This window comes from Streptomyces tricolor (genome assembly GCF_002155905.1).
Classification (GTDB): Bacteria; Actinomycetota; Actinomycetes; order Streptomycetales; family Streptomycetaceae; genus Streptomyces; species Streptomyces tricolor.
This window is the reverse complement of sequence record NZ_MUMF01000391.1, coordinates 1-307: the sequence shown is the minus strand read 5'-3', so window position 1 is coordinate 307 and position 307 is coordinate 1. Positions and strand designations below refer to the sequence as shown.

At 73.6% G+C, this 307-nt stretch carries 1 protein-coding gene; it reads right to left on the bottom strand.

Features of this window, described 5'->3' with window-relative positions:
- A partial coding sequence (locus tag CCN44_RS46510; RefSeq protein ID WP_244203967.1) for an aldehyde dehydrogenase family protein occupies nucleotides 1-208 on the bottom strand: 208 nt, incomplete at its 3' end.
- Nucleotides 209-307: the final 99 nt, after the last annotated feature.

Below are 307 nucleotides of genomic sequence, written 5' to 3'. Positions count from 1 at the left end.
GGTCGAGCGCGGCGGCGCGGACGTGCGCCGGGGTGGCGGCGAAGTCCTCGCGGACGGCGTACGCGGCGGCCACGGCCTCCTCGACCTGGGCGTCGGTCGGCACGCTGACCTTGCCGACGAGCCGGCCGTCCCACGGGGAGGTGACGTCGAAGGTGTCCTCGCCGGTGACCTGGCGGCCGGCGAGCCAGAAGGCATGGGTGGAAGTCATGTACGAGTCCCGGCCCTTCCGCGTTGGGGGTGTGCTGCTTGGCTTGCGTGCTCCACGGTAGGGCGGGGGCGGCCGGGGGTCGTTTGTCCGAGTCGTAGC